Origin of the sequence: Limnohabitans sp. JirII-31, from assembly GCF_002778315.1 — a bacterium.
Classification (GTDB): domain Bacteria; phylum Pseudomonadota; class Gammaproteobacteria; order Burkholderiales; family Burkholderiaceae_C; genus Limnohabitans.
Genome location: NZ_NESA01000012.1, coordinates 109152 through 118877, shown reverse-complemented (window position 1 = coordinate 118877; position 9726 = coordinate 109152). Strand labels below are relative to the sequence as shown.

1 protein-coding gene is annotated in these 9726 nt (G+C 58.3%); it reads left to right on the top strand.

The annotated features are described in order from the left end of the window. Positions 1 to 26: 26 nt before the first annotated feature. A complete protein-coding gene (locus B9Z41_RS14350) occupies positions 27 to 9653 on the top strand; it encodes a VCBS domain-containing protein (RefSeq protein WP_233202708.1) in 9627 nt (3208 codons plus the stop codon). The last annotated feature ends 73 nt before the right edge of the window (positions 9654 to 9726 follow it).

The following is a 9726-nucleotide window of genomic DNA, read 5'->3' as shown; positions in this document are numbered from 1 at the left end:
GCATGACGGGTTCGAACGACGCAGCGGTGATCACCGGAACCAGTACAGCTAGCCTGACTGAGACCAACAGCGTAGCGTCGCTCTCCACAACCGGGACACTCAGTGCCACTGACGTTGACAGTAGCGCCGCCTTCGTTGCTCAGAGTAATGTGGCTGGGAATAACGGCTACGGTCAATTCAGCATTGGTACTGACGGTCAGTGGACGTACACGGCTAACAGTGCGCACAACGAGTTCGTCGGTGGCCAGACCTACACCGATAGCTTCACAGTCGCGACAGCAGACGGCACCTCGCAGGTCATTACCGTCAGCATGACCGGTTCGAACGACGCTGCGGTCATCACAGGAGCCAGTACGGCCAGCTTGACGGAAACAAATACAGCAGCTTCCCTGAGCACCACAGGCTCACTCTCTGCAACAGACGTCGACAGCAGCGCAGCCTTCGTTGCCCAGAGCAATGTCGCTGGCAACAACGGCTATGGTCAGTTCAGTATCGGCGCCGATGGTGCCTGGACCTACACGGCCAACAGCGCGCACAACGAGTTCGTGGGTGGTCAGACCTACACCGACAGCTTCACAGTCGCGACAGCAGACGGCACCAGCCAAGTCATCACCGTCAGCATGACGGGCAGCAACGATGCCGCAGTCATCACAGGAACCAGTACCGCTAGCCTGACAGAAACAAATGCCGCAGCTTCGCTCTCCACAACAGGCAGCTTGAGTGCCTCGGACGTGGACAGCAGCTCGGCCTTCGTTGCCCAGAGCAATGTCGCTGGCAACAACGGTTATGGCCAATTCAGCATCGGTACCGATGGCGCGTGGACGTACACGGCCAACAGTGCGCACAACGAGTTCGTGGGTGGACAGACCTACACCGACAGCTTCACGGTGGCGACGGCGGATGGCACGACACAGGTCATCACGGTGAGCATGACCGGCAGCAACGATGCGGCGGTGATCAACGGCACCAGTACCGCCAGCTTGACGGAAACAAACGCAGCAGCCTCGCTCTCAACTACAGGTACGTTGAGCGCCACCGACGTGGACAGCAGCGCAGCCTTCGTTGCCCAGAGCAATGTGTCGGGCAGCAACGGCTACGGCCAGTTCAGCATCGGCACCAATGGCGCCTGGACGTATACCGCCAACAGCGCGCACAACGAATTTGTGGGTGGTCAGACTTATACCGACAGCTTCACGGTTGCCACCGCAGACGGAACAACGCAGGTCATCACCGTCAGCATGACGGGTTCCAACGATGCAGCAGTGATCATCGGCACCAGCACGGCAAGTCTCACCGAGACCAATGCAGCAGCCTCGCTCTCAACAACCGGCACCCTCAGCGCCACCGACGTGGACAGTAGCGCAGCCTTCGTTGCCCAGACCAATGTGGCGGGTAACAACGGCTATGGTCAATTCAGCATCGGTGCTGACGGTCAGTGGACCTACACCGCCAATAGCGCACACAACGAGTTTGTGGGTGGCCAGACTTATACCGACAGCTTCACGGTAGCGACAGCAGACGGCACCTCGCAGGTCATCACGGTCAGCATGACTGGCAGCAATGATGCAGCGGTTATCACAGGTACCAGCACCGCCAGCCTGACGGAAACAAACGCCGCGGCCTCTTTGAGCACCACAGGCGCACTCTCTGCAACGGACGTTGACAGCAACGCGGCCTTCGTTGCGCAGACTGGTGTGGCTGGTAACAACGGCTACGGGCAATTCAGTATCGGAACCGATGGCGTCTGGACGTACACCGCCAACAGCGCGCACAACGAGTTTGTGGGTGGTCAGACCTACACCGACAGCTTCACGGTGGCGACTGCCGATGGCACGACGCAGGTCGTCACCGTCAGCATGACGGGCAGCAACGACGCAGCCGTCATCACCGGCACCAGCACGGCAAGTCTCACCGAAACAAACGCAGCAGCCTCGCTCTCAACTACAGGCACATTGAGTGCCACGGACGCGGACAGCAGCGTTTTGTTTGTCGCCCAAACAGCTGTGGCAGGCAGCAACGGTTACGGCCAGTTCAGCATCGGCACCAACGGTGCTTGGACCTACACCGCCAACAGCGCGCACAACGAATTCGTCGGTGGTCAGACATATACGGATAGCTTCACGGTGGCGACGGCTGACGGAACAAGCCAAGTGATCACCGTCACGATGACCGGTACGAACGATGCCGCGGTGATCACCGGAACCAGTACCGCCAGCTTGACGGAAACAAACGCAGCAGCCTCCTTGAGTACAACCGGTACTTTGAGCGCTACAGATGTGGATGGCAGCGCTGCCTTTGTGGCGCAGACTGGAGTGGCCGGTAACAACGGTTACGGCCAGTTCAGCATCGGAACTGATGGCGCCTGGACCTACACGGCCAACAGCGCGCACAACGAGTTTGTGGGTGGACAGACCTACACCGATAGCTTCACAGTCGCGACAGCCGATGGCACGAGTCAAGTGATCACGGTGAGCATGACGGGTTCGAACGACGCGGCAGTCATCACAGGAACCAGTACAGCTAGCCTCACTGAGACCAACAGTGCGGCTTCACTCTCCACAAACGGCAGCTTAAGTGCCACGGACGTGGACAGCAGCGCAGCCTTTGTGGCGCAGACTGGAGTGGCCGGTAACAACGGCTACGGTCAGTTCAGTATTGGTACTGATGGTCAGTGGGCCTACACGGCTACCACCGCCCACAACGAATTCGTTGGCGGTCAGACCTATATGGATAGCTTCACAGTGGCGACTACAGACGGAACAAGTCAAGTGATCACCGTCACGATGACCGGTACGAACGATGCTGCGGTGATCACCGGCACCAGCACGGCAAGTCTCACCGAAACAAACGCAGCAGCTTCGCTCTCGACAACCGGCAGCTTGAGTGCCACCGATGTAGACAGCAGCGCGTTGTTTGTCGCTCAGACTGGAGTGGCAGGCAGCAATGGTTACGGTCAATTCAGCATCGGCACCAACGGCGCTTGGACATACACCGCCAACAACGCCCACAACGAGTTTGTCGGTGGTCAGACCTACACAGACAGCTTCACGGTCGCGACGGCCGATGGCACGAGTCAAGTGATCACGGTCAGCATGACGGGTTCGAACGACGCAGCAGTCATCACTGGTACCAGCACCGCCAGCGTGACTGAGACCAACAGCGCAGCCTCGCTCTCCACAACCGGCACATTGAGTGCCACGGACGTGGACAGCAGCGCTTTGTTTGTCGCTCAAACAGCGGTGGTAGGCAGCAACGGTTATGGCCAGTTCAGCATTGGCACCAACGGCGCTTGGACCTACACCGCTAACAATGCACACAACGAATTCGTCGGTGGGCAGACCTATACCGACAGTTTTACCGTCGCGACAGCCGATGGCACAAGTCAAGTGATCACGGTGAGCATGACGGGTTCGAACGACGCAGCGGTGATCACCGGAACCAGCACCGCCAGCCTGACTGAGACCAACAGCGCAGCCTCGCTCTCCACAACCGGCACATTGAGTGCCACGGACGTGGACAGCAGTGCGTTGTTTGTCGCCCAAACCGCTGTGGCCGGTAGTAATGGTTATGGTCAGTTCAGCATCGGCACCAACGGTGCCTGGACCTACACCGCCAACAACGCCCACAACGAGTTTGTCGGTGGGCAGACTTACACCGACAGCTTCACAGTCGCGACTGCTGATGGAACAAGCCAGGTGATCACCGTCACGATGACCGGCACGAACGATGCCGCGGTGATCACCGGTACCAGTACCGCCAGCTTGACGGAAACAAACGCAGCCGCTTCGCTCTCGACAACCGGCAGCTTGAGTGCCACCGATGTAGACAGCAGCGCAGCCTTCGTCGCTCAAACCGCGGTGGCAGGCAGCAACGGTTATGGTCAGTTCAGCATTGGCACCAACGGCTCTTGGACCTACACCGCCAACAACGCCCACAACGAGTTTGTGGGTGGGCAGACTTACACCGACAGCTTCACGGTGGCGACGGCGGATGGCACTTCGCAGGTCATCACGGTCAGCATGACTGGCAGCAATGATGCAGCAGTCATCACCGGAACCAGCACGGCGAGCTTGACGGAAACAAACGCAGCAGCATCCTTGAGCACCACGGGCTCACTGTCTGCAACAGACGTTGACAGTAACGCGGCTTTTGTGGCACAGACTGGAGTGGCTGGGAACAACGGCTACGGTCAGTTCAGCATCGGAACCAACGGCGGTTGGACGTACACGGCTAACAGTGCGCACAACGAATTCGTCGGTGGTCAGACTTATACGGATAGCTTCACGATCGCGACGGCCGATGGCACAAACCAAGTGATCACGGTCAGCATGACGGGTTCGAACGACGCAGCGGTTATCACAGGAACCAGTACGGCCAGCCTGACGGAAACAAACGCAGCCGCTTCGCTCTCCACAACAGGCAGCTTGAGCGCCACGGACGTGGACAGCAGTGCAGCCTTTGTGGCGCAAACGGGCGTGGCAGGTAACAACGGCTACGGCCAGTTCAGCATCGGTACAGACGGTGCCTGGACCTACACGGCTAACAGCGCGCACAACGAGTTCGTCGGTGGTCAGACTTATACAGACAGCTTTACAGTGGCAACGGCGGATGGCACGAGCCAAGTGATCACGGTCAGCATGACGGGCAGCAACGATGCGGCGGTCATCACAGGTACCAGCACTGCCAGCCCGACCGAGACCAACAGTGCAGCTTCGCTCTCCACAACCGGCACGTTGAGTGCCACGGACGTAGATAGCAGTGCGTTGTTTGTCGCCCAAACAGCTGTGGCAGGCAGCAACGGTTATGGCCAGTTCAGCATCGGAACCGACGGTGCCTGGACCTACACCGCCAACAGCGCGCACAACGAATTCGTCGGTGGTCAGACCTACACAGACAGCTTCACGGTCGCGACGGCCGATGGCACGAGTCAAGTGATCACGGTCAGCATGACGGGTTCGAACGACGCAGCTGTCATCACGGGAACCAGTACAGCCAGCCTGACTGAGACCAACAGCGCAGCCTCGCTCTCAACTACAGGCACATTGAGTGCCACGGACGTGGACAGTAGCGCGGCCTTCGTCGCCCAAACAGCGGTCGCAGGCAGCAACGGTTACGGCCAGTTCAGCATCGGCACCAACGGTGCTTGGACCTACACCGCTAACAATGCACACAACGAATTCGTCGGCGGGCAGACCTACACCGACAGTTTTACCGTCGCGACAGCCGATGGCACAAGCCAAGTGATCACGGTGAGCATGACGGGTTCGAACGACGCAGCGGTGATCACCGGAACCAGCACCGCCAGCCTGACTGAGACCAACAGCGCAGCCTCGCTCTCCACAACCGGCACATTGAGTGCCACGGACGTGGACAGCAGCGCTTTGTTTGTCGCCCAAACAGCGGTCGCAGGCAACAACGGCTACGGTCAGTTCAGCATCGGAGCTGACGGCGCTTGGACGTACACAGCCAACAGCGCACACAACGAGTTCGTGGGCGGCCAGACCTACACCGACAGCTTCACAGTTGCGACAGCGGATGGCACGAGCCAAGTGATCACCGTCACGATGACCGGTACGAACGATGCCGCGGTGATCACCGGAACCAGTACCGCCAGCTTGACGGAAACAAACGCAGCAGCTTCGCTCTCAACTACAGGTACGTTGAGTGCCACGGACGTGGACAGCAGTGCGTTGTTTGTCGCCCAAACAGCGGTCGCAGGCAGTAATGGCTACGGTCAATTCAGCATTGGCACCAACGGCTCTTGGACCTACACGGCTAACAGCGCGCACAACGAGTTTGTCGGTGGTCAGACCTATACCGACAGCTTCACGGTCGCGACGGCAGATGGCACCAGCCAAGTGATCACGGTGAGCATGACGGGTTCGAACGACGCAGCGGTGATCACCGGAACCAGCACCGCCAGCCTGACTGAGACCAACAGCGCAGCCTCGCTCTCCACAACCGGCACATTGAGTGCTACCGATGTAGACAGTAGTGCAGCCTTTGTTGCGCAGAGCAATGTGGCCGGTAACAACGGCTACGGCCAGTTCAGCATCGGCACCAACGGCGCCTGGACGTATACCGCCAACAATGCGCACAACGAATTCGTCGGTGGTCAGACATATACGGATAGCTTCACGGTGGCGACGGCTGACGGAACAAGTCAAGTGATCACCGTCACGATGACCGGTACGAACGATGCTGCGGTGATTACCGGAACCAGCACGGCCAGCTTGACGGAAACAAACGCAGCAGCTTCGCTCTCAACTACAGGCACATTGAGTGCCACGGACGTGGACAGCAGTGCGTTGTTTGTCGCCCAAACAGCGGTCGCAGGCAGTAATGGCTACGGTCAATTCAGCATCGGCGCCAACGGCGCCTGGACCTACACCGCCAACAGTGCGCACAACGAGTTTGTCGGTGGTCAGACCTACACTGACAGCTTTACGGTGGCGACGACGGATGGCACAAGTCAAGTGATCACCGTCACGATGACCGGCACAAACGATGCCGCGGTGATCACCGGCACCAGCACGGCGAGCTTGACGGAGACAAACGCAGCAGCATCCTTGAGCACCACAGGCTCACTGTCTGCAACAGACGTTGACAGTAGCGCGGCCTTCGTCGCCCAGAGCAATGTGGCCGGTAACAACGGCTACGGCCAGTTCAGCATTGGCACCAACGGCGCTTGGACCTACACCGCCAACAACGCCCACAACGAGTTTGTCGGTGGTCAGACCTACACCGATAGCTTCACGGTGGCGACAGCGGATGGCACGAGCCAAGTGATCACCGTCACGATGACCGGTACGAACGATGCCGCGGTGATCACCGGTACCAGTACCGCCAGCTTGACGGAAACAAACGCAGCAGCTTCTTTGAGTACAACTGGTACTTTGAGTGCCACGGACGTGGACAGCAGTGCAGCCTTCGTCGCACAAACCGCGGTGGCAGGCAGCAACGGTTATGGTCAGTTCAGCATTGGCACCAACGGCTCTTGGACCTACACGGCTAACAGCGCGCACAACGAGTTTGTGGGTGGACAGACCTATACCGACAGCTTCACGGTGGCGACGGCGGATGGCACGAGCCAAGTGATCACAGTCAGCATGACGGGTTCGAACGACGCAGCTGTCATCACGGGAACCAGCACCGCCAGCCTCACTGAGACCAACAGCGCTGCGTCGCTCTCCACAACAGGCAGCTTGAGTGCCACGGACGTGGACAGCAGCGCGGCCTTTGTTCCACAGAGCAATGTGGCTGGGAATAACGGCTACGGCCAATTCAGCATCGGCACCAACGGCGCTTGGACCTACACCGCCAACAACGCCCACAACGAGTTTGTCGCTGGGCAGACTTACACCGACAGCTTCACGGTCGCGACAGCAGACGGAACAAGCCAAGTGATCACCGTCACGATGACCGGTACCAACGACGCGCCCGTGCTCACTGCCAACGCCACACATCTGGCGTATACCGAAAACGCAGCGGCTGCAGCCATCAACCCAGGCATGACCGCCACAGACGTCGACAACACCGTACTGACCGGTGCAACGGTCAGCATCACCGCAGGTTTGACCACGGGTGACATGCTGAGTTTCACCAATCAAAACGGCATCGTGGGCAGTTACAACCAGACCACAGGGGTATTGACGCTTTCGGGGTCCGCCACCGTGGCGCAATACCAAACTGCGTTGAGTTCAGTCAGCTACGCATCGCTCAACGACAACCCCACCAGCGTGTCTGCAACACGCACCATTGGTTGGGTAGTGAACGATGGCACTGCCAATTCGAGCACCGCTACCAGCACCATCGATGTGACCGCCGTCAACGATGCGCCGGTGGCGAATACACAAAACCTGATCGTCGCTCCCGGAAAAATCTTGTTCATGGCTGCCGACATCGACAATGCCACGCTGTCACTCAACACCCCATTTGCCAGCGCATTTGGCAGCCCATCGGTGGGCACGGGTGGTTATTTTGAGTTGACCCCCACCCAACAAACCAGTGCCGTGACTGGCACCTTGCAAGTCAGTGATGGCACCGCCAACACCAACGTCCTCGCGATGAGTTTGGGCACCAGTGGTGCCGACAGCTTTGACCAAAGTGCGAGTTCAAGTGCCAACGCCTTGTTTGGCTTTGCTGGCACCGACACCCTCAAAGGCGGCTCTGGTGCCGACATGCTGGTGGGTGGTGCAGGCGCCGATACCCTCACAGGTGGTGCAGGGGTTGACACCTTTGCCTATGCCTCGGGAGATACCGCACTCACGATTGGCGGCACCAACATGAACGGCACGATCACGGGTTACGACGTGATCACCGACTTCGCGTCGGGCACCGACAAGCTGATGTTGCCCGGCACACCGTTTATTCCAGCCAACGCAACGGTCAATGGCACCAATTCAACCTTAAAGGTCAACACCAACACCACGGTTTCATCGCACAAAATCACCGATGGCATCATCCAGTTTGACGATAACAACACGTATTCCGCTGCGGTGTCGCTGACCACCATTGGCGATGTTGCTGCGGTGGTGCAATATTTGCGAGCCAACGACTTGGGCAATGCCGGCGCCACGGTGGCTTTTACCGCCACCATCAGTTCCGTCACCCATACCTATATCTACACCCAAGTGGGGGCAACGCCCAGCGCGACAAACGACCTTTTGATTGATCTGTCTGGGGTCAGCAACATCACGGGTTTGTCTGCCTTGATCAGCAATGGCACGCTGGCTGCCAGCACGGACTATTTGGTTGCCACCTCGGGCAACGACACCTTGACCGGTGACAGCGGCCTTTCAGACACGGTCAGTTACTCTGCTGCAACCTCGGGTGTGACGATGAACTTGTCTGTCGCCACGGCGCAGACCACGGGCGGCTCAGGCAGTGACACCGTCACTGGGATGGAGAACGTGGTGGGTTCTGCCTTTGCCGACACCCTGACAGGCAACGCATCCAACAACTTGTTGATCGGTGGTGCGGGTAACGACACCTTGTCGGGCGGCGGTGGCAATGACATTTTGATTGGCGGGCAGGGCGTAGACACCCTCACGGGGGGAACCGGCGCCGACACATTCAAGTACAACACCCTGACCGATTTGCCGACTTTGTCGTCGGGCTCCAAAGAGCTGATCACCGACTTCAACAGCGCCATCGATGGCGACAAACTTGACTTTGGTACCTTGTTGAACAACTTGCCCAGTTCTGCGGGTACTTTGTTGCAAAACACCATGACCATTGACTCGACAGATGGCGCCACCACACATTCAATATTGAATATCTTTGATGGCAACAACACCTATGTGTTGGACATTCAAAATGCCAACCCCAACAGCGGTGTCAACGGTGCTACCTATGTCGAGCTTGATTCGCAGAAGTTGTTACAAGGCACCAGCAACACCACCACGGCCAGCAATTGGTCAGACATTGTGGACATCAAAGGCACCTACCACGGTGTCTCGGCCGCTGGCACCACACCTGTGGATGGGTGGGTCATCAAGGCGGCGTCCACACCCACGTGGGCGAGTGGTTTGTCGGTGGACAGTGCCTCGGGTTTTGCCGACACCTCAGGCAACACCACGGTGCAAATCGTGACCTCCGATGGAGTGACCCACAACATTGACAACGTTGACAAGATTATTTGGCATGCCTAGAGATAAGGTGTTATGTCTATCTATCCAGACTAACTTGAGTTAGTGTCTTTTTATTACCAAAAAATAAAATTTC